The sequence below is a fragment of the Bacillus sp. USDA818B3_A genome (assembly GCF_009928415.1).
In the GTDB taxonomy this organism is placed as follows: Bacteria; Bacillota; Bacilli; order Bacillales; family Cytobacillaceae; genus Neobacillus.
In genome coordinates this window covers 283,682-304,509 of the sequence record NZ_JAABNN010000003.1, presented here as the reverse complement: position 1 = coordinate 304,509, position 20,828 = coordinate 283,682, and the positions used below count along the sequence as shown (strand labels likewise).

24 protein-coding genes and 1 riboswitch are annotated in these 20,828 nt (G+C 37.7%); of the genes, 20 read left to right on the top strand and 4 right to left on the bottom strand.

Annotation, left to right across the window (positions count from 1 at the left end; translation table 11 throughout):
• Window positions 1-5 precede the first annotated feature (5 nt).
• The 11 genes from GXK58_RS07760 to GXK58_RS07710 all read left to right on the top strand — a co-directional run bounded on the left by GXK58_RS07760 (window position 6) and on the right by GXK58_RS07710 (window position 11,548).
• Window positions 6-542 (top strand): spore maturation protein, encoded by a 537-nt coding sequence (locus tag GXK58_RS07760; RefSeq protein WP_160721432.1) that lies wholly within the window; start codon window positions 6-8, stop codon window positions 540-542.
• Window positions 543-783: 241 nt separating this feature from the next.
• Complete coding sequence (gene rluB / locus GXK58_RS07755; RefSeq protein WP_160721430.1) at window positions 784-1,521, top strand: 23S rRNA pseudouridine(2605) synthase RluB; 738 nt, start codon at window positions 784-786, stop codon at window positions 1,519-1,521.
• Window positions 1,522-1,617: 96 nt separating this feature from the next.
• A complete protein-coding gene (resA, locus tag GXK58_RS07750) occupies window positions 1,618-2,142 on the top strand; it encodes a thiol-disulfide oxidoreductase ResA (RefSeq protein ID WP_160721428.1) in 525 nt (174 codons plus the stop codon).
• Window positions 2,143-2,164: 22 nt separating this feature from the next.
• The gene (resB, locus tag GXK58_RS07745; protein WP_160721426.1) at window positions 2,165-3,790 is read left to right on the top strand and encodes a cytochrome c biogenesis protein ResB; all 1,626 of its coding nucleotides are present in this window, start codon (window positions 2,165-2,167) and stop codon (window positions 3,788-3,790) included.
• Window positions 3,791-4,975 carry a c-type cytochrome biogenesis protein CcsB gene (gene ccsB, locus GXK58_RS07740; protein WP_160721424.1) on the top strand — a complete coding sequence of 395 codons (1,185 nt, stop codon included), beginning with the start codon at window positions 3,791-3,793 and terminating at the stop codon, window positions 4,973-4,975.
• A 182-nt stretch (window positions 4,976-5,157) separates the two neighbouring features.
• Window positions 5,158-5,874 (top strand): response regulator transcription factor, encoded by a 717-nt coding sequence (locus GXK58_RS07735; RefSeq protein ID WP_160721422.1) that lies wholly within the window; start codon window positions 5,158-5,160, stop codon window positions 5,872-5,874.
• On the top strand, window positions 5,871-7,649 hold the full coding sequence (locus tag GXK58_RS07730) for an ATP-binding protein (protein WP_160721420.1): 1,779 nt from the start codon (window positions 5,871-5,873) through the stop codon (window positions 7,647-7,649). The genes GXK58_RS07735 and GXK58_RS07730 overlap by 4 nt, the downstream gene beginning before the upstream one ends.
• Window positions 7,650-7,946: 297 nt before the next feature.
• Window positions 7,947-8,498, top strand: a complete 552-nt coding sequence (gene sigX / locus GXK58_RS07725; RefSeq protein WP_160721418.1) for an RNA polymerase sigma factor SigX — start codon at window positions 7,947-7,949, stop codon at window positions 8,496-8,498.
• Complete coding sequence (locus tag GXK58_RS07720) at window positions 8,473-9,636, top strand: hypothetical protein (protein WP_160721416.1); 1,164 nt, start codon at window positions 8,473-8,475, stop codon at window positions 9,634-9,636. Before sigX ends, GXK58_RS07720 begins: the two co-directional genes overlap by 26 nt.
• A 133-nt stretch (window positions 9,637-9,769) precedes the next feature.
• The gene (locus GXK58_RS07715) at window positions 9,770-10,567 is read left to right on the top strand and encodes a peptidoglycan DD-metalloendopeptidase family protein (RefSeq protein ID WP_237389599.1); all 798 of its coding nucleotides are present in this window, start codon (window positions 9,770-9,772) and stop codon (window positions 10,565-10,567) included.
• Window positions 10,568-10,676: 109 nt separating this feature from the next.
• Window positions 10,677-10,811: riboswitch (FMN riboswitch) on the top strand.
• A 164-nt stretch (window positions 10,812-10,975) separates the two neighbouring features.
• Entirely contained in the window at window positions 10,976-11,548 is a 573-nt protein-coding gene (locus tag GXK58_RS07710; RefSeq protein WP_160721414.1) for an ECF transporter S component, read from the top strand.
• Between the two features lie 112 nt (window positions 11,549-11,660).
• On the opposite strand, the gene GXK58_RS07705 is transcribed toward GXK58_RS07710, so the two are convergent.
• A complete protein-coding gene (locus tag GXK58_RS07705; RefSeq protein ID WP_063251244.1) occupies window positions 11,661-11,909 on the bottom strand; it encodes a ferredoxin in 249 nt (82 codons plus the stop codon).
• Between the two features lie 264 nt (window positions 11,910-12,173).
• Here GXK58_RS07705 and GXK58_RS07700 point away from each other — a divergent pair, with 264 nt between their 5' ends.
• From GXK58_RS07700 to GXK58_RS07680, 5 genes are all read left to right on the top strand, one after another.
• Window positions 12,174-13,208 (top strand): helix-turn-helix domain-containing protein, encoded by a 1,035-nt coding sequence (locus GXK58_RS07700; protein WP_160721412.1) that lies wholly within the window; start codon window positions 12,174-12,176, stop codon window positions 13,206-13,208.
• A 1-nt stretch (window position 13,209) separates the two neighbouring features.
• Complete coding sequence (locus tag GXK58_RS07695; RefSeq protein ID WP_160721410.1) at window positions 13,210-14,724, top strand: RecQ family ATP-dependent DNA helicase; 1,515 nt, start codon at window positions 13,210-13,212, stop codon at window positions 14,722-14,724.
• The gene (locus GXK58_RS07690) at window positions 14,721-15,323 is read left to right on the top strand and encodes a CPBP family intramembrane glutamic endopeptidase (RefSeq protein ID WP_160721408.1); all 603 of its coding nucleotides are present in this window, start codon (window positions 14,721-14,723) and stop codon (window positions 15,321-15,323) included. The genes GXK58_RS07695 and GXK58_RS07690 overlap by 4 nt, the downstream gene beginning before the upstream one ends.
• Window positions 15,320-15,712 (top strand): hypothetical protein, encoded by a 393-nt coding sequence (locus GXK58_RS07685; RefSeq protein ID WP_160721406.1) that lies wholly within the window; start codon window positions 15,320-15,322, stop codon window positions 15,710-15,712. The genes GXK58_RS07690 and GXK58_RS07685 overlap by 4 nt, the downstream gene beginning before the upstream one ends.
• Before the next feature lie 705 nt (window positions 15,713-16,417).
• Window positions 16,418-16,873 (top strand): DUF2663 family protein, encoded by a 456-nt coding sequence (locus GXK58_RS07680; protein WP_160721404.1) that lies wholly within the window; start codon window positions 16,418-16,420, stop codon window positions 16,871-16,873.
• 33 nt (window positions 16,874-16,906) lie between these two features.
• Here the strand turns inward: GXK58_RS07680 and GXK58_RS07675 are convergent, their stop codons facing one another.
• Genes GXK58_RS07675 through GXK58_RS07665 form a run of 3 tightly spaced genes read right to left on the bottom strand, consistent with a single transcriptional unit; the run spans window position 16,907 to window position 18,000 of the window.
• Complete coding sequence (locus GXK58_RS07675) at window positions 16,907-17,476, bottom strand: manganese catalase family protein (RefSeq protein WP_160721402.1); 570 nt, start codon at window positions 17,474-17,476, stop codon at window positions 16,907-16,909.
• A 36-nt stretch (window positions 17,477-17,512) separates the two neighbouring features.
• A complete protein-coding gene (locus GXK58_RS07670; RefSeq protein WP_160721400.1) occupies window positions 17,513-17,773 on the bottom strand; it encodes a spore coat protein CotJB in 261 nt (86 codons plus the stop codon).
• Window positions 17,770-18,000, bottom strand: a complete 231-nt coding sequence (locus GXK58_RS07665; RefSeq protein WP_160721398.1) for a spore coat associated protein CotJA — start codon at window positions 17,998-18,000, stop codon at window positions 17,770-17,772. Before GXK58_RS07665 ends, GXK58_RS07670 begins: the two co-directional genes overlap by 4 nt.
• A gap of 141 nt (window positions 18,001-18,141) precedes the next feature.
• Here GXK58_RS07665 and GXK58_RS07660 point away from each other — a divergent pair, with 141 nt between their 5' ends.
• The 4 genes from GXK58_RS07660 (at window position 18,142) to GXK58_RS07645 (ending at window position 20,663) form a co-directional block, all read left to right on the top strand.
• Window positions 18,142-18,774, top strand: a complete 633-nt coding sequence (locus GXK58_RS07660; protein WP_160721396.1) for a CBS domain-containing protein — start codon at window positions 18,142-18,144, stop codon at window positions 18,772-18,774.
• Window positions 18,775-18,831: 57 nt separating this feature from the next.
• Window positions 18,832-19,200, top strand: a complete 369-nt coding sequence (locus GXK58_RS07655) for a hypothetical protein (protein ID WP_160721394.1) — start codon at window positions 18,832-18,834, stop codon at window positions 19,198-19,200.
• A 76-nt stretch (window positions 19,201-19,276) separates the two neighbouring features.
• The gene (locus GXK58_RS07650) at window positions 19,277-20,011 is read left to right on the top strand and encodes a metallophosphoesterase (protein WP_202171328.1); all 735 of its coding nucleotides are present in this window, start codon (window positions 19,277-19,279) and stop codon (window positions 20,009-20,011) included.
• A 70-nt stretch (window positions 20,012-20,081) separates the two neighbouring features.
• Window positions 20,082-20,663 carry a genetic competence negative regulator gene (locus tag GXK58_RS07645; protein ID WP_160721392.1) on the top strand — a complete coding sequence of 194 codons (582 nt, stop codon included), beginning with the start codon at window positions 20,082-20,084 and terminating at the stop codon, window positions 20,661-20,663.
• Window positions 20,664-20,828: the final 165 nt, after the last annotated feature.

Genomic DNA, 20,828 nt, shown 5'->3' with positions numbered 1-20,828 from the left:
TGAGTATGGGGTTCCTATCGTATGTTTCGCTAACTTTTATACCTTTACTAATAGGATTTATTCTATTATATGGCACATATAAACGAGTTCCGACCTATGAGAGCTTTGTTGAGGGGGGAAAAGAAGGAATTAAGATTGCGGTATCCATTATTCCTTTTTTAGTAGGAATGCTTGTCGCCATTTCTATTTTTCGAGCTTCAGGTGCATTAGACGCCTTAATGAATTGGCTTAGACCTTTCATGAAGACAATGGGAGTACCCGCTGAAATTGTTCCCTTACTGATCATCAGACCGATTTCTGGGACCGCAGCACTTGGGATGACAAGTGATTTAATTGGCGTTTACGGACCTGACTCGTTTATTGGCCGACTGGCATCTGTCCTTCAGGGAAGTACGGATACAACCTTTTATGTATTAACGGTTTATTTTGGTGCGGTCGGGATTAAAAAGATGGGAGATGCACTTAAGGTAGGTCTCCTGGCAGACGTAGTGGGGATTATTGTATCGATTTTAATCGTGTCAATAATCTTTGGTACAACATAAGTCAGAAAGCATGTTCCTTTACTGGAGCATGCTTTTTTATTTTTTTTTGAAATTTAAAAATAAAACTTATTAGGTTTAAAAAACATCACAAATTCTTTTTTGTTGTAATTAATACCCGTTACTTTGAAAAGTGGAGAAATTGTGTCATAATTCATTAGGATAGAATAGTGATTTTTCTTGGATAATAATATCATTTTACAAACGCCAGGGAAACTACTAACAGAATTTTTGAGGTGAAATAATGGAAAGATTGCAAAAGGTAATTGCGCGAGCAGGGATTGCCTCTAGAAGAAAAGCCGAAGAATTAATAAAAGAAGGCAAAGTAAAGGTAAATGGTAAGGTAGTAACAGAACTAGGGCTTAAGGTTACTCCATCTGATAGAGTTGAGGTCAATGAAGTACAAATTGAAAAGGAAGAGCCTGTTTACTTTCTTTTGTACAAACCAAGAGGGGTCATTTCAAGTGTAAGCGATGACAAGGGGAGAAAGGTGGTTACCGATTATTTTTCCCATTATAAAGAAAGAATTTTTCCTGTCGGGCGTCTTGATTATGACACGTCCGGATTATTGTTATTAACAAACGATGGGGAATTTGCCAATTTGCTTATGCACCCTAAAAATGAAATCGATAAAGTGTATGTAGCTAAGACTAAAGGAATACCCTTAAAAGAAAATCTAAGGAAATTAGAAAGAGGTATCCATCTAGAAGATGGCAAAACAGCACCTGCTAGAGTGAAGTTGCTTTCGGCTGATAGAAATAAACAGACTGCGATTGTTGAGATAGCCATCCATGAGGGCCGAAATCGTCAAGTGAGAAGGATGTTTGAGGCAATAGGTAACGAAGTGTTGAAATTAAAACGTGAACGTTATGGCTTTTTGACATTGAGCGGCTTAAGAGCAGGAGAAGCAAGGGAATTGACTCCACATGAGGTGAAACAGCTTAGAGCGCTTGCTTCGGACCAATCAAAGAAAAATTCATAAATTTGTCACATTTACTTTTAACTGTTAACACTGTGTTTCTGTTGTTAAATGCTATAATTTTAGAAAATGCGCGGGAGAGTTACTGGAGGGGAAGTTATGAAAAAACGGCGCTTAGTCATTAGAACGTTGATTTTACTCGTTTTAGGTGTTGCCGTTGCCTATTCACTTTATGCTAATCTAACAAAGGATTCAAAACAGAAGGTCGCAGTCGGAGACACAGCTCCAGATTTTGCGTTAGTTGATATGCAGGGAAACAAACATCGTCTTTCTGACTATCGCGGGCAAGGGGTATTTTTAAATTTTTGGGGAACTTGGTGCCCCCCATGTAAGAAAGAAATGCCATACATTAATAATCAGTATCATCAATATAAGGATCAAGGGGTTCAAGTCTTGACAGTAGATATTCAGGAGCCTGAACTTGCTGTTAATCAATTTGCAGAGCGGCTTGGGTTAGACTTTCCAATCATGATTGACACGGAAAAAGAAGTGATGAATGTATACGGGATTGACCTCTTACCGGCTACATTCCTTGTGGACAAGGATGGGAAGGTAGTCAAATATTATACAGGGGAACTAACTGAAAATAAGATAAAGGATTTTATGGAGCAAATAAAACCTTAAGGGACCTGAGGGAGTTTTTTCAATGAATGATGTTAAATGTGAATGTGGTCATGTTAATCCACATGGGACCGTGTTGTGTGAAGCATGTGGAAAAGTACTGGATGAACAAGAGAAAAATAATCAAGACCTTCTTGACATGCGCTATGAGGGAAGTGCACGACGTTCACAAACATACAATAAGACCATTATCGATAAAATTTGGAACTTTTTTTCATCAGTCAAAGTGGGGGTCTGGCTGATTGTAATTACATTACTTGCATCCACTCTTGGAACCATCCTTCCTCAAGAAATGTATATCAATCTTCCACCAGAAGTGTATTATGAGCAGGAATATGGCTGGTTTGGAAAATTGTATTACAACCTGGGGTTACATGATTTATACGGATCATGGTGGTACTTAATATTAATCGCAATGATCGGAATTTCTTTGGTTATCTGTAGTCTTGATAGGGTAGTACCCCTTTATAAGGCCTTAAAGGCCCAAAGGGTTACAAGGCATGAAGGTTTCTTAAAACGCCAGAGAATATTTGGTGTGACAGAGGATGCAAACCAAAAGGAATTCGATATTATCCGGAATCATTTAAAGGAAAGACGCTATCGAGTGAGAGAGGAAAATGGGGATTTGTTAGCCGAAAAGGGCCGCTTTTCTCGCTGGGGTCCTTACGTTAACCATGTGGGACTGATCATTTTCTTATTAGGTGCCATGCTCAGGTTTATCCCTGGTTTCTATGTCAATGAAGACCTGTGGGTAAAGGAAGGCGAAACGGCTGTTATACCTGAGACAGGAGAACAGTATTATATAAAAAATAATCAATTTATTTTGCAGCATTATGATAAAAACAAAGATAAAACATTCGAAAAAGCGATTGAACAGGCAGGTCAAGTGGTCAAAAATTATCAATCAAATGTTGTCTTATACGAACGGGTAAGTAATAATCTCCCAGGTGAAAAGCCTGAATTGAAAAAGCTGAAGGAATATAAAATCAAGGTTAACCACCCGTTGGATTTTAATGGCTATTCAGTGTTCCAGTCATCTTATCGCAGTGAGCTTAAAGAAATGGACTTTGTGCTGGCTAATAAAAAAACTGGTGAAACTTTTGGCGCCGTTAAAGTTAACTTGGAGGATCCAAAGGCGAATTATGATTTAGGCAGCGGTTATTCCGTAAAAATCATTAATTATTTTCCAGACTTTGAGTTTGATAAAAATGGTGAACCTTCAACTAAATCAAGGCTGCCAAATAACCCTGCCTTTGTATTCCAAATGACTACACCGGATAAATCCGAGCCGGAGACTAGCTTTGTTGCAATAAAGCAGACAATCGAACCATTTGGGGAAAATACGTATAAACTGGCTTTTCAAGGGATTCAGACCAAGAATGTATCAGGATTCACTGTACGAAAGGACTCCTCCTTATGGGTGATTATTTTAGGCGGTATCATCTTCATGATCGGTGTGATTCAAGGAGCTTATTGGAACCATCGGCGGATTTGGGTTCAGAATAAGAATGGACAAGTATGGATTGCTGCCCATACTAATAAAAACTGGTATGGTTTAAAGAGGGAAATAGAGACGGTTTTAAAAGATACCAAGCTTGAGATCCCAGAAGATCAGCAGCAAAAGGAAAATATGGATAAGGAGGGAGTCTAGTTGGCAACAATAAGTAGTAATTTATTATTCATTGCTTTTATTCTTTATTTAATTGCCACCTTATTTTATGGCGGGTCTATTAAATCGAAGAAAAAAACAAATGAAAAAGCTGAAACAAATACATGGGGGAAAATTGCAGTACTTCTAACAATCGCAGGTTTTATTTCTCAACTCGGTTATTTTATCACTAGATGGATTGCAGCTGGTCATGCTCCGGTAAGTAATATGTTTGAGTTTACTACCTTTTTTGGAATGGCTCTTGTTGGTGCATTTATTGTTATTTATTTTATTTATAGAACAACCCTGCTAGGACTATTTACAATGCCTGTTGCAATTCTTGTCATTGCCTATGCAAGCATGTTTCCAAGAGAAATTACACCGTTGATACCAGCCTTACAAAGTTATTGGCTTCATATTCACGTAACTACTGCTGCCATGGGGGAAGCAATCCTCGCGATTAGCTTTGCAGCAGGGTTAATTTATCTTGTAAAAGCAATTGACCAAACAAAGGCAAACAAACAAACCTTTTGGCTTGAAATGGTGATGTTTTCACTTGTAACAGTACTAGGATTTGTAGCGGTATCATCTGTCTTCTCCGCGCTGGATTATCATGCAAAATTCAATTGGGTAGATAAACATGACAACCAAGTGGTAATGGAGTATAAGATGCCTGCCATTACCGGCCCTCATGACGGTGATTTGCAATCAACTAATCGTTTTGAACCATTGATCGAAATGCCAGCATTCATTAATGCCAAAAAGTTAAATTCGGTTATTTGGTCATTATTTGGCGGCCTGGTCCTATACGGTCTGATTCGTGCCGTGCTGCGCAAGCGAATTGCGGCTGCGCTGAAACCATTGGTGAAAAATATAAAACTGGATTTTGTAGATGAGATTAGTTACCGTTCCGTCCTAATTGGCTTTCCGGTATTTACCCTAGGCGCTCTCATTTTTGCAATGATTTGGGCGCAGATGGCCTGGTCGAGATTTTGGGGCTGGGATCCAAAGGAAGTATGGGCTTTAATCACGTGGCTTTTTTATGCGGCATTTTTACATCTGCGCTTGTCAAAAGGCTGGCATGGAGAGAAATCGGCATGGCTTGCCGTGGTCGGCTTTGTCATCATTATGTTCAACCTAGTTGCTGTTAACCTGGTAATCGCAGGACTTCATTCCTACGCCGGATAAGAAATTAGAAATATAGCTTTATGCCTTCACTTACAAAAGTGAAGGCTTTTATAAAATCAAGCAAATTTTCATGGGAAAGTTAATTTGTCAAATTATTGACACAGTTTGTGGGAGTAATTACCTTGAAAATGTAGCAAAATGCTGTTCCATTTTGTAAAATAAACTCCATGGGGGGATTAATAATGGAAAAAGACGTAAGGATTTTAGTTGTAGATGATGAGGAAAGAATTCGCCGTTTATTGAAAATGTATTTAGAGCGCGAAGAATATATAATTGACGAAGCAGAAGATGGAAATGAAGCCTTAACAAAGGCGTTAGCGAATGATTATGATGTGATTTTACTTGATTTAATGATGCCAGGAAAAGACGGAATTGAAGTTTGCCGTGAACTAAGAGAAAAAAAGGCCACTCCTGTTATTATGTTGACAGCTAAAGGTGAGGAAATCAACCGTGTACAGGGATTTGAAGTTGGAACAGATGATTACATTGTAAAACCATTCAGCCCAAGGGAAGTGGTTTTGCGGGTAAAAGCACTGTTACGACGGTCATCTCAAACTAGTTATTTGCAAACAGAAACAACAACAAAAGACGTCATTGTGTTTCCACATTTGACCATTGACAATGATGCACACCGAGTGCTGGCCGATGGAAAGGAAGTAAGCTTAACACCGAAAGAATACGAGCTGCTATATTTCCTGGCAAAAGCACCTGACAAAGTGTTTGACCGTGAACAATTATTAAAAGAAGTATGGCATTATGAGTTCTTTGGGGATCTGCGCACGGTTGATACTCATGTAAAACGTCTCCGTGAAAAGTTAAACAAGGTTTCCGAGCAAGCGGCAAGAATGATTGTTACTGTATGGGGAGTGGGCTACAAATTTGAGGTAATTAATGAATGACCTTTTTACGAAGTGTCGTTGGTAAACTATGGTTTACCATCATTTTATTAGTTTCGTTTGTTCTGTTTATTTTGACAATCATGCTTCTTGAGCTGTTTCAAAACCACAACATTCTTGAAACAAAAAACAATTTAACTCAAACTGCAGAAAAGATTGCTAATGTCTTAGAAGCACACCCAAATGACAAATTCCCGCTCGGCTTAGAAATTTCTTGGGAGATCATTGATGATGTGACCAAAGTAGTGATTGTAAAAAATGATGATGAAATCTATTATTCCCCAAATACTGAAAAGGACAAAAAATTGTCCTTTGAGGATATCAAAAAGGATGCTGATTTTTTAGCGGTATACCATCACAATAAATCGGTTGATAAGGTGTCCAGCCTATCTTCAGAAAATAACAATCAGGATACGAGCTATTCAATCATTGGCGTTCCATTAAATTTGCCTGGTGAAAAATATGGCGCCGTTTTTATTTATCAATCACTTGAGGTAATGAAGGAAACATCCAATGAAACAACGAAATATATTTTGCTTGTTGCTGGTGTTGCGATCATTTTAACCACAATCTTTGCGTTCTTCTTGTCTACCAGAATCGCAGCTCCGCTTCGAAAAATGCGTGAGGCTGCCTTTGAAGTAGCCAGAGGGAAGTTTGATACAAAGGTACCGATTTTAACGCATGATGAAATAGGAGAACTGGCAACCGCCTTTAACCAAATGGGCAGACAATTAAAGTTCAATATGAATGCATTGAGCCAAGAGAAAGAGCAGTTGGCGAGTATTCTCAGCAGTATGGCTGATGGGGTAATCACTTTTAATCGGGATGGTACTATATTAATTACAAATCCACCTGCGGATCGTTTTTTGCAATATTGGTATTATGAAAAAGGCGATTTTGCAACTGATGCAGAGGCTATCCCATCAAAAGTGATGGAGCTTTTCCAGAAATCTCTGGAAACTGAAAAAGAGCAAATTGGAGAAATATCACTTCAAGGGCGCCACTGGGTAATCTTGGTGAGCCCGTTATATAGCAATCGATTTATTCGCGGAGCAGTGGCTGTCCTAAGGGATATGACTGAGGAAAGACAGCTGGAAAAGATGAGGAAGGATTTCATAGCCAATGTTTCTCATGAGCTTAGGACCCCTATTTCTATGTTACAAGGTTATAGCGAAGCAATTGTAGATGATATTGCTGAATCACAGGAAGAGAAAAAGGAAATGGCAAAAGTCATCTACGATGAATCATTAAGAATGGGCCGCCTGGTTAATGAATTATTGGATTTGGCTCGGATGGAGGCTGGACATATCCATCTATCGATGGAAGATGTTAATCTATCCGCTTTTATCAACCGAATCATCTATAAGTTTCAAGGTTTAGCAAAAGATAATGAAATTCTATTGTTTTCTGAAGTGGAAAATGAAAGTTTAACTGCTGTATTTGATCCTGACCGAATTGAACAAGTGTTAACGAATTTAATTGATAATGCGATAAGACATACACCAAAGGGTGGAAAAGTGAAAGTAACGGTACTCTCCGAGGACAGAGGGATAAGAATGGAAGTAAAGGATTCTGGCTCAGGTATTCCTGAAGAAGATTTGCCGTTTGTTTTTGAAAGATTTTATAAAGCAGATAAAGCTAGGACAAGGGGCAGGGCTGGTACAGGATTAGGACTTGCCATTTCCAAAAATATCATTGAAGCCCATCTGGGATCCATATCTGTTCGCAGTAAAATGGGCACTGGAACGACTTTTTCCTTTTTCCTACGAAAAAAGTAAAATTTACAAAAAAATTGCCGATTGTTCTTGATTCACGGGAAACAAATTGATTTCAGGATTCCCCAGGCACCAGCGGCAAAGGTGAGAAACTATTAAATTTAAGCAAAGCTCATCACAATACGATGAGCTTTTTCTCGTGGTCAAGGAATCAAGGAAATAGTCATTGTGGATAAGTTTATTGCTAGCGGTATTTTACTTGAAATATCTTCCTTTTTATCTAAAAAAAGTCTATATTTAAAAGAGTGAAACTTTTTTTATGAATAATCGACTAATATTAATGAACGGGGAGGGGAAGGGATGGACTCCGTTTTCGATGAGCTTTATCAGAAATATCACCATGACGTGTTTCAGTTCTTATTTTATATGGTTAGAAATAAGGAGCAAGCTGAGGACCTTGTCCAAGAAGTGTATATTCGTGTTTTCAAGGCTTATCATCGTTTTGAAGGAAAAAGCAGCGAAAAAACGTGGCTTTTTTCAATCGCTAGAAATGTTGCAATTGATTACTTTCGTAAACAAAAAGGCTGGAAGGATCGATTACTGGAAAGGTTTGATTGGTCAACCAATCAGGTGAAGGATGAATATCCCATCCCAGAAGAAATTACTATCCAAAAAGAAGAAATTCAATGGATATACAGATGTCTAGAGTTATGCACATTGGATCAGAGATCTGTTATTATTCTTCGTTATCTACAGGATTTATCTATTTCTGAAACAGCTAAGGTTCTAGGCTGGACAGAAAGTAAGGTAAAAACTACGCAGCATCGCTCCTTAAAAGTATTGAAAAAGCACATGGAAATGTTTTATGAAAAGGGGGGATTACTAAGTGAAAAAGTCAGAGTGGAGCGATAGAGAGCTCGAGGAACTATTAAGGCAAATGCCTAGAATACAAGATCATCGCGATCCTCATGACATTTACCAAAATATTTCTCTTAAAAAGAAAAAAACCAGACCATGGCTTTTACCGGGTTTTGCGGCTGCAGCTTGTTTTCTTCTTCTCTTTATTCTAGTCCCAAAGTTAATGGGGGGGATCAATTTCTCCTATCAGAGCAGTGAAGAAGAAAAATCATCTTCAGCAGGCAGGACAACTGCCAAAGATAGCAGCGCTTCTTCAAAGAAAGAAACGGAAGCTTCCGAGGCTAAGCAGGCAGATTTGCTAAATACTGAAAAAGTAAACACAGCAGTTTATGAAGACGAAATTGGTAATAATACAGTGTTCACTTACTGGATTCCTGATGCCCAGGCACAAATTTTGATTCCTGTTTCAATCATTGTACCACAAACCTTAGGACCTTTCTGGATTACTCAGTATACGGACATAATGGCAAACTTACAGGAAGAGGAATGGGGTTTATCAGATTTCTACCCGATAAATGCAAATTTTAGCCTAGATAAAAGCCAAAATACTGTAATTGTTGATCTTCCTTCAAATCATTCATACGGATTGGGTTCAACAGCTGAAACTAATTTTCTTAATATATTAAATAAAGATATCTCATCCAATAGCAATTATAAAAAAATTAAATTTATGACAAATGGTCAACCAGGTATTGAATTAGGGAATTTCGGCAGAATGGATGAAATGGATATTATTCCTGAGACAAACCATGGCTACTTTTTTTATTACGCTGAGGGCAGTGATTTACCCTTCTTAACACCATCTGCTGATACCTTTAATGATATCGGCTCTGCCATTAATGCAATGAAAGCAGAGCAGCCTATGGGTCTAAAAAGTTCTTTACAGTCCCTGCCTCCAATAAATAATGTATCAATTTCTAATAAAATTATGTATGTATCGTTCGAAGAGGGTTCAATTATTGAGGACAATCAGCAGTCGATCTTATGTATTGAGGCTATGCTCTTAACAGCCAAAGAGTTTGGGGCAGAGAAAATGATCATAAAAAATGCTTCCCTAACAAACATTGGCAGATTTGATCTATCCAATGAAATAAAGGTTCCTATAGCACCAAACTTACGTAAAATACCATAAATATACAAAATCAACCATTGTGGTTGATTTTTTTATGAATAAAAAAAGCCAAGTCTCCAAAATATAACAAATATGCTCAAACTCTCCATAGATCTTACCATTATGTCCGTTCTATTTAGGCTAGAGGTGACATATGGTTTGGAAGAGAGGAAAAGACAAGGAGGATAAGTTAGTAATGCGTGACTACATAAAGAGGTTTTTAATTGCCATCATAATGGCGCTTTGTGTCAGTTTATTATTTTTAGGTGGAAAACATTCCGAAGCAGCAGGTACAGATACAGTCGAACGATTAAATGACCGCTGGATGTGGCCGGCAGATGGAATCATATCCGACACATATGGAACAAGAGAGGGAAGACATAAAGGAATTGATATCGCAGGAAGAATCGACACTCCCATCCTTGCTGTCGAGGATGGCATAGTTGAGAAGTCGTATTATTCCAATACATACGGAAATGTTGTTTTTATAAAGCATCCTAGTCACTTTGTAACCGTTTATGCTCACCTAAACAAACGGAATGTATCAAAAGGTCAGTCAATCCAGCAGGGTGATGTGATTGGGAGGATGGGAAGAACAGGACAAGCTACTGGGACACATCTCCATTTTGAGACACATCAGCTGGAGTGGAGATATGATAAAAAGAATGCACTGGATCCTGAAAAGCTTTTAGGGAATGCAGAAGTTGGCAACTCTGTTCAAGCAGGCATAGCAAGCAGTGTTGATTTAGTTTTAGCTGCAAGTTCACAACTGCACACACAACAGCATGAAACTACAAACAGTCCAGGAATTTTGAATAAATATGTTGTAAAACAGGGGGATACTTTATCCTCAATCGCACAAAGACTGGATGCTACAGTACAGGAAGTGAAAAAAGTAAATCAATTAACTTCCGATTTGATTAGACCAAATCAGATATTAATCATACCCTAGATGAGCCTGAGTAAAATCCGCAGTCGGTCACTGCGGATTTTTTTACATAACATCTTTTGCTTAACAAATACACGTTTCTTTAGTATAATAAAATCGTAATTTAATAATGATCTATCTTCGGGGCAGGGTGAAATTCCCGATCGGCGGTATTAGAGTATGACTCTTCAGCCCGCGAGCCTTTTTTAGGGCAGGATTTGGTGTGATTCCAAAGCCGACAGTATAGTCTGGATGGGAGAAGATGGAGGTTCTGCAGACATTCAAAAAATGATGGTTATTTGAATGTTTCTTAAGCGTGCCTTGTTAACTCCCTCAAGTTTTTTTACTTGGGGGATTTTTTATTACCTGGGTCGTTTGTTTGCTGAACCTCTCTTCCTACACTTGATGGATCGAAAAGAGGAGAGAGGAAAAATGGAAAAAAGAAAAAGATTAAACGTTAAAGCTTTTGTTTCAATTGGAATGCTAAGCAGCCTAGCCTACTTATTAATGCTGTTAAATTTCCCGCTGCCGGTGTTTCCTAATTTTCTTTTTGTCGACTTCAGCGACATCCCAGCGTTAATTGCTGCGTTAATTTTCGGACCGCTTGCAGGAATTTTAGTTGAGTTTTTCAAAAATGTGCTTAATTATTTTGCAACTGGAAGCCAAACGGGAGTTCCGGTAGGCCATATTGCCAATTTCATTGCAGGAATCGTCTTTGTTCTTCCTACTTTATTTGTCTATAACCGATTAAAAACAAAAAAAGGAATGACGATTGCTTTAGTGGCTGGTACCGTTATTATGGCTGTAGTGATGAGTGCTTTAAATTATATTGCAATCCTGCCAGCTTATACACTGTTAATGGGATTCCCAGATATGAGAAATTTGGTCATACCCGCAATTTTACCTTTTAATATCTTAAAAGGCATTATGATGTCTGTCATTTTCATGCTTCTGTTTATTCGAATGCAAACATGGATTAATAAATTTTCAACAATAAAAGCATAAAAAACAAAACAAGAGCGCCATATGGTGCTCTTGTTTTGTTAGGTTATTCACTTTGGAAGGGGATTGAAAAACCTCGTCTTTTTAAAAGACGAGGTATGCATAAGCGGATGTTTTATTCGAATTTAGTTGCATTACCATCAAATGGCTCATCTGCAACTTTAATAGAATCAGTTGGACAGCCTTCGAAAGCATCCATCATGTCATCGATTAATACATCAGGAATCTCAACAATTCCCTCATTATCGTCAAGGGTTACAAATGCAATACCTTCATCATCATAATCATAGATATCTGGTGCTGCTGCGCCACATGCACCACATGCGATGCAAGTTTCCTTATCAACAATTGTATACTTTGCCATTGAAAAAAACCTCCCAGTAAATAAATAACAAATATTATGCTTCTCTGTTTCCTATTGTAAATATGGAAACGAATTACTCATTCCTATTGTAAAACTGTATGGTCAACTTTTCAATAGAAAAATGATATTACTGTAACGTAGATGTGTTTCGTATAGCGGAATTCTTCTTGGTAATTAGTCAACCAGAGAATCAAATTTCATGTTAAAATAAAATAAGAAAAAAATGTGGATTTTTGTCGATAAATTGGTAAGGTGGTGAGTTAGATGCTTCAATTAAAAAACGTTATTTTATATTGTTTAAAACAACTAAATAATGAACGGACCATCTACTCCATCTATCATCTTCTGAATGGAAAGAAATCATCACAAACGATCCAAGATGCACATTTATTTTCCATTAAGGAGTTTTTTGGTATATATGAAAATCTAACTAGAGAAACCTTTGATCAAGTAACGGAAGAATTAGACAAAGCCGACTATATCGAAATATGTGGAAACCAAAGGTATCAAATAACAATTCTTGGACTTGATTATTTAGAGCATACATTTAAGGAACATTATTTGAATGGCTGGAATCTTCACTCCTTTACTACACTATTTTGGGAGAGATTGTCGCTGCTTATACAGGTCACTTCCAATCTTGTTTATCAAGAAGCAAAATACATTCCTATTCAAAAAAGTAAAGTCGTGCATAATTGGCTTAAATCATTCTTAAAAGAAATGAGTATTCCAAGGAAAGAAATAGGCAGGGGTTTATTTTCGGAATTATTGAAATGCTTTGATGAGGCAAAGAATCTAGACCCGTCTATTGTCGTCTTTCGATTAACTGGTTATCAGAGAATAGGCTTGACCCCGCTGCAAGCTGCGAGAAAACTTAATATGGATGAACATGATTTTCAAATAGAATTTATTAACATACTGCATTATTTAATGCAGAAAATCATGGAGGATAAAAACCGCTTCATGCTGCTGGCCTTCCTTACTAAAAATTTTGAAAAAGAAAATGAATTAACTCTTTCTTCCAGGAAAACATTGAATCTCTTGATGCAAGGTTACACGGCAGAAGAAATTGCAGCTGCAAGGAATTTGAAATTAAGCACCATAGATGACCATTTAGTGGAATTTGCCCTTCAGCTTGAGAATTTCTCTATTGACCCTTTTGTAGATTTGGAGTTACAACAACAGATTCTGGAACATTCACGCAGGATTGGAACAAGACAATTAAAATTAATAAAAGATCAACTGAAGTCGGCCACATACCTTCAAATCAGGTTAGTGCTAGCAAAGCATGGTGAATAAGATGGAATTAGAGACATATTTAAGAAAGTACTTTGGTTATTCTTCATTTAAAAAAGGACAAAAAGAAGTGATTACCTCCATACTTGCCGGTCAGCATACGTTAGCGATGCTGCCTACAGGCACAGGTAAGTCACTGTGTTACCAACTTCCCGGCTATATTTTAAGCGGGCAGACTTTGATTATTTCCCCACTACTTTCTTTAATGCAGGACCAAGTAGAGCAATTCAAACGATTAGGGGAAAAAAGAGTTGTTGCGCTAAATTCTTTTTTGTCTATAGCAGAGAGAAATGACATCATTCGTCATTTAGACAGCTATAAATTCATATTTATATCACCTGAAATGTTAAGGGTTCCTTTTATAATTAGTATTCTGCAGAAGCTTCATATTTCATTGTTTGTTGTAGATGAAGCCCATTGTATCTCACAGTGGGGATTTGATTTTCGTCCGGACTATTCAAAATTAGGTGATATCCGAAAGAAATTAGGGAATCCACTGACACTTGCACTTACAGCAACTGCAACAAAAAAAGTGCGTGAAGACATTATTACTTCCCTTGGAATAAAAGATGAACAAATAAAAAAGATAGAATCAACCATCGACCGGCCCAATATTGCCTTTCATTTCGAGAAATTAACTCATTATCACGAGAAACAAGATCGAGTGATAGAGCTTGTTTCTCAATTACAAAAACCAGGAATCATTTATTTTTCAAGTAAGAAGGCTGCCGATCAAATGGCCTCCCTTCTGAGTGAAAAAGGGATTTGCCAAGCGATGGCGTATCATGGTGGATTGGATCCCAATTCAAGAGTATTGATTCAACAGCAATTTATTCACAATCAGCTTGATGTTGTCTGCGCTACGAGTGCATTTGGGATGGGAATCAATAAAGAAAACATCCGCTTTATTATTCACTATCACCTGCCAATGCAAATTGAGTCGTATCTACAGGAAATAGGCAGGGCTGGACGAGATGGTTTGCCGAGTCTGGCTATTTCTTTATACGCTCCTGGAGATGAGCAGCTTCCTTTTCAACTTGCAGAAAGTGAACTGCCATCTGAGCTGCAAATTGATTGGTTGTTTACTAATTTATCCGGACAGTACAAACTAAAGGATGGAAAAATGGAATTGAATCAAGAATTATGCTCACTTGGAGGGTTCTCAGAGATTCAATGGAGAATTATTAATGAATTCGTCAATAATCCAAGACACGAAATATCTAATTTTGAATCGTTAAAAATTCCCATGAAGGAATATATCAGAGAGAGGTTACAAGTAAAGCATGATAATATCTACCAAATGAAAAAATTGGTGGATACTTCTATGTGCAGAAGGGAATATATATTACACTATTTTGATGAGAAAATGGTTGATAAGATTCCTTCTTGCTGTGATGTCTGCGGCGTTAACCTTAGTGATTATCGTGCTGTTGTCAATTTCCCTTCGACACAGACTAAGGAAGATAACTGGAAAAATTATCTGGCCAAAATATTAATTAATTGTGAGTTGAGTGAATGAAAAAAAAGTATCATCATATTATTGCAGATTTGACTGACAAAGAACTGCTTTTTCACCTATACCTGACCCAAATTATTCTTTTAGTTATTTCGTTCATTTTAGGAGCCCTTTTTTACGACCATTTTTCTTACTTGCAGTTTATTAATCTTAGTGATTATCATATTCTCACAATTGGTATCCCAGCTGGTCTATTGATTGTTTTAATGGATATTATTTTAATGAAGTGGCTGCCTTCCTCTTTCTATGATGATGGAGGGTTGAACGAAAGGATCTTTAAGAACAGACACGTACTTCATACATTTTTCATTGCTCTTTTTGTAGCGTTCTGTGAAGAACTGCTATTTCGGGGGATTATTCAAACTAAGGTTGGTTTAATATTGGCAAGTATCATCTTTGCTATTATTCATTATCGTTACCTTTTTAATTGGTTCCTATTTGTGAATATTATTCTATTGAGCTTTTTAATCGGGGTCATTTACAAATGGACCGGCAATTTGGCAGTAACCGTTATGATGCATTTTGTCATAGACTTTCTTCTTGGAGTATATATAAAATTCAGACACACAACAGTTGACAAGAATGGGGAGGAACCTCTGTGAATAAAGAAGAACCATACAGAGACCAAGCGGAGCGATTAAAACGACGAATTCAAAAGATAAATGAAAAAGTGGAAGGTAACAGTGAAAAACTACCGCCCAGGGAGCAAGTGCACAGGCATAAGAAAAAGAAAACAAAATGGAAGGTTAAATATCCGGTTATCCGCTTATTAGTCTTGTGTTTTATCCTTCTTCCAATCATTATTTTCAGTGTGATTTCATACCGGGAAAATGGTGTAAAAATTAATGGAACACAAAAAACATCCGGAAGTTCAGTCGGCTATGAAACGATTAAAATAAAAAAATCTCAACCTGAAAATGAAGAATCAAAGGTTGAATCATCTAAATCTCAGAAAGAAGATGCTGACAAGTCGGCTGATTCAGAAGAATAAGACAACTAACCGATCCTCGATTGGCTCAGCTTGTTTAGAAAGGGTTTTTATCTTTGCAATTTTTTATAATTGTAAGAATCTAAATGCCATATTAATAGATTGTCCCTGCAATAGGGCCTGTTGATTTCCGCTCCAGGCATTCGCTTTCCGCGGGGAGGTCCTGGAGCCTCCTCGGCGCTTGCGCCTGCGGGGTCTCCAGTTACCTCTCTATCCCGCAGGAGTCGAATGCCTTCCGCTCCAATCAACAGGGAGGCAAATCAACTTAAAGTATTGCAACACACTTTTTCTAATCTTGCTAAGTGTTTTGCAATCTTTTTTATATTTTGACAGGCTGCAATAAGAAGTGCCTGTTCACTTGCATTCTTTAAGCCCCTTACCGGTAGTAGCAAAGGCTTTGCAGCCCTACATTGATTTCAACACTTTTTATTATGTATTAGTTCAGTATAGGAACCTATTTAATAACACTCTGGTGATTGGCGCGGAAGGCACGAAGACTCCTGCGGGAGTACGGGGCTGGGGAGACCCCGCAGGCGCTTCAGCGCCGAGGAGGCTCCCCGGCACGCCCGCGGAAAGCGAAGTGCCTGGAGTGCCAATCACCAGACATGTTCCTAAGTCCTTAACCGATTTTTGATCGGTTTTTATTTTTATATCATAAATCGTGGGACAAGATCATAAATATATATATCGAAACTGGGGGTGAAAGGGTTGGATACAACGATCAAAGAGCTTGAATTTACGGATCAGGCGACGAAACAAATGTTAGAAAATGTAAGAAAAAGAAAAAAGAAATTTGATGATATAAAAAAGTGGCATTATTTTTCGATATACGGAACACTGTTTTTTGCCTTTATCTTTATTGTTTACTTCTACTTAACTTTCGTTAGAAGTTATTCCTTTTCCTTTTTAGCCATGTTATCAGCAGTATTAAATGATTCTGTTGCAGTTTACTTATTGGCGATTACTATTATTGGATTTGGAGCAATGAATTTATTAAAACAGCAAAAGGATAAAAAGGAAAAAGAGTATCAGGAGTTAAGGTGTGAAATTGTTGATCGGAGTAAAGACCTGTGGAAGAAGGAAGAACAATGGAAAAATCGTCATATTGTGTTTGAGAAAATGAAGAAACAATATGATATCAATTTATATCATGAAAAAAAATAAGAAGCAGATCCTGTAGCTGCTTCTTAATTACTATTAAAATATTCTTTTTTTTCCCCGCTCTTCTTTTAATATTTCTACAGCTTCCCGGAAACGTTGTGAATGGATGATTTCTCTTTCCCTTAAGAACCTTAAACCGTCATTTAAATCAGGGTCGTCACTAAGATTTATAATCCACTGGTAGGTAGCCCTTGCTTTTTCCTCAGCGGCAATGTCTTCATAAAGGTCTGCAATTGGGTCCCCTTTAGCTTGAATATAAGTAGCAGTAAATGGAACACCTGCAGCGTTATGATAGAATAATGCTTTGTCATGGTCAACATAATGATCTTCAATCCCTGCAGCCTTTATTTGTTCAGGTGTAGCATCTTTCGTTAATTTATAGACCATGGTAGCTATCATTTCAAGATGCGCAAATTCTTCTGTTCCAATATCGGTTAAAAGACCTATTACCTTATCGGGAATCGTATATCTTTGATTTAAGTATCGAAGTGCAGCAGCAAGTTCACCATCGGCGCCTCCATATTGCTCGATTAAATATTTAGCTAATCTTGGATTACAAGTACTTACACGGACAGGATATTGCAACTTTTTTTCGTAAATCCACATTTGTGACCCTCCCTTGAAATTGGTTATTTTTCCGATTTAAACCTGCCATGGCCATGGTGAATCATCCCAATTCCAAGGATATCCTGAGTAACTATTTCCAAATTGCTGTAATGGACCAAACTGGCTTTCAAACATCTTCTTAATCCGTTTCCTTTCTCTTGCATAATGATTAAATTGATGGATGGCTTCCTGGTCGTCGTTATGTGTATCAAGATACAATGTTAATTCAACTAACACAAAGTCTACTGCCTGCAGCTGCTCCATTAGTTGATAATATTCGGCAGGAACTTGTTTCATTGCGGAAGTCCCCCTTTTCCGGGTTCAAGTGGACTGAACCAGGGGTCATAAAAGGCTTTCCATAGCGTCCCGGCTCGTAACGCTTCAAGGGGTGTAAACTGTTCTAAATTCGGCGGTTGAAAGCCCATATATAAATTCGGTGGTGTGGAATATGCCTTTTCAAGGATGGGTATACAAGGGTCAAACGGACTAGCATAAGGATGATAGGTCTTAATATGTGTATTCATAGTCGCCCTCCCTTTATAGTTATCATTTAATCTTATGAGATAATTTCCGTTAGATGACATAATTCTTTATAATAAAGAGAGGTTTTGATTGTTATGTGGAAGTATAATTAGTACATAGAATTATATTTGAGGTGATGGGAAATGTTTGTTAAAAATATCATGATCCCTAAGCATGAATGCTTTGTTGCTCAAGTTACTGTTACGCTAAAGGATGCCTTGGAAATCTTAGAAAAACAGCAAATAGACGGGTTACCCATCTTAAATGGGGATAAGTATGCAGGTGTGGCAACACGGTTTAACATATACGAAGGATTTTTTAAGTCGGGAAAACAGAGGGAAGACTATTTAACTTCCACAACTGTAAATGACATTGTCTCGCATAAAGATAAATTTTTGCTTGGCGGAGAGTTGTTTGAAAAAACTCTGCTTGATTTGAAAGATTTTCCGTTATTAGCCGTTGTGGATGATCATAATACCTTCCTTGGTGTTGTCACCCGGTCGGATATTTTAAGTTCATTTGAAAGTGCATTTGGTGTAAATCGTCCAGGGGTAAGGATTGCCTTCACATCAGTGGAGACCGAAGGACGGATTGCTCGCCTGTCTGAAATTGCCCATCAATTCCATGAGCATATTATCTCCCTTGTAACCTTCGATGAGACGGATAAGCTTGTACGCAGAATTGTAATGAAGATTGAAAAAAAGGACAATATTGCTCGTTTTACAAAGAAGCTTGAAGAACACGGCTTCAGAATCCTAAGTATTCAAGAGGATTAAGAGTGAAAAGGTAAAGAATAAACATCCCTCTCATACACTGTATGGGAGGGATGTTTTATGTTTAAAAGACTATGGCTGCTTTTGATCATATTTATTAGTGGTTTCTTATTGATAGAGTGGATTCCTATTGAACATCCTTTTGTACTATCTGATTTTTTCATTTCCCTCGTCCTTAATCCTTTAAAGTTTTTTGCTGCAGCTTTGGCGTTCTTTATCGGGCTTATGTGCTGCGGGAAGATGATCCGTGAATTAATTGATCGTACAAAAGTAGGATGGGTAAACCATCTCAAATGGATGGTCCTGCTCTTCATAGAATACTTGGGACTAATCTTGGTTTTTCTTCTTCTCTTCAAAATTGGCTGGGAGACTACACTTGTCTTTTTTAGTTTAAGTGTCCTATATGGTATGATTTCCGTAGAACATTAAGTGGGGGGGGGAACATGTGATTATTTGGGTGACAGTTGGATTATTAATCTTGGGGGGCATTTTTCTCCTCTTGTATATGCTGAAACAGGCCTTTATAAATCAAGTTGAAGAGCATGAATTAACCTTCCCTGACTTTCCTGATACCTTTGGTAAGGTGGCCATTTTTTTTATTTCAGATATTCATAGGCGGGCTATTTCTGATGTGATTATTACAAAGGCCAAAGGGAAAGCGGACATGGTTATCATTGGAGGAGATTTAACCGAAAAAGGAGTATCGTTTCAACAGGTGAAGGAGAACTTATTAAAATTAAAGCAAATTGGACCCGTTTATTTTGTGTGGGGCAACAATGATTATGAGGTTGATTTTAGGAAATTAGATGCAATCCTGCTGGATTTAGGAGTAAAACCTCTTGACAATACAGCAGTAACTTTCGAATCTGCACAAGGAGAAAAAATATCCCTCCTAGGTGTTGATGACTGCAGCCAAGAAAGGGACCGGCTTGATTTGGCATTAATGGATGCAGAAGAAAGCAGTTTTAAAATTTTGGCTTGTCATATACCAACTATTACAGAAAAGATCCTTCCTGAACATAAAATAAGTTTGGTGTTGAGCGGACATACCCATGGGGGACAAATACATATTCTGGGATATAGCCCGTTTGAGAAGGGGAAAATAAAAAAGCTAAAATCTACGATCCTTTTCATTAGTAATGGGTATGGCACAACTACCTTACCGCTAAGGTTAGGTGCCCCTGCACAAACTCATCTTATTACACTTAAACGTGGATCTTTAGAAGATAGGTTGAGGTAAACAATTCACCAATACCCCTTTGCCCGCATACATTGAAAATAAGAGTTACGTCACGGCAGGGGGCAGAAGCATGCGCTTGGAACGCTTAACGGCCAATAAAATAAAAATATTTTTAACCTCTGATGATTTGTTCGAAAGAGGGCTTTCAAAGGAAGATATTTGGAAGGACTCAAGTAAGTGGAATCAACTATTTCATGATATGCTTGAAGAGGCAAGCGAGGAATTTGATGTTGATATTCAAGGTTCTGTAGCTGTGGAAATTTTCTCCCTTCAAGCTCAAGGTATGATCCTAATCATTACTGTAGATGAAGTAAAAGATGATGAAGAATTATTATACGATGGTTATATTGAAATGCAGGTAAGGGTTGAAGGATGTGAGGACCTCCTATATGAATTTGGTGAGTTTGAGGACCTGGTTGGTCTTGCAAAAAGGCTTGCCATTGTAGATATATATGGTGGAAGTCTTTATTGGATGAATAATCGTTATTACCTGCTAATGGATAATGTCGAGGCTGTAAAAAAGGAAAAGGCTGCCTGCATCCTTTCGGAATTCGGATCACCAACCATTCTTAGTCCTTATATTCTAGCGGAATACGGTAAGCCAGTAATGAAGCATTTTGCTGTTGAAACCCTTATTCATTTTTTTAAATAACCTATCATTCAAGTAAAGGGGCAGGACGCCCCTTTATTAATGGATAGGAGAATATACGTTAAGAAAACCTGAATTTATCTATCATTTATATAGTATACAACCCTTTTATAAGGGGGTTTTTACCATTTTTTCTTCTTGCATTAATCCCTTAAACGTGTATACTTG